The 311-nt window shown below is 49.8% G+C and carries 1 protein-coding gene; it reads right to left on the bottom strand.

Annotated features, from left to right (window positions below; genetic code table 11):
* A partial coding sequence (locus ACTF5G_RS10180) for a hypothetical protein (protein ID WP_438952690.1) occupies positions 1 to 123 on the bottom strand: 123 nt, incomplete at its 3' end.
* Positions 124 to 311 lie beyond the last annotated feature (188 nt).

Here is a 311-nt window from a genome sequence, read left to right on the forward strand (position 1 = left end):
ACCATCGCACTCGATACCGCAAATGTACCCGAGAGGATAGGTTGAATGTTTTACGCCTATATCAATGAAATACGAAGAGACTCCGACCTGCGGAACGGCCTCGTATCCGAGTGATTGGACCACTTCTATTACGTGATCCTCAAACGGGCTATCCGTATGGCCAGCGCGATCATGCGAGTGGCTAATTTCACCCAATCGTTTGGTTGCCGAGAACTCGAGCCAGCGTCGAAGAAGTGTGGCACCTTCGTTGGCGGGGGATGGATTGAAGTCACTTAATGGTATTGAAGAGAACGTGACTATTTGCTCTTTGG

This window comes from Porticoccus sp. (assembly GCF_965660005.1).
GTDB lineage: Bacteria > Pseudomonadota > Gammaproteobacteria > Pseudomonadales > Porticoccaceae > Porticoccus.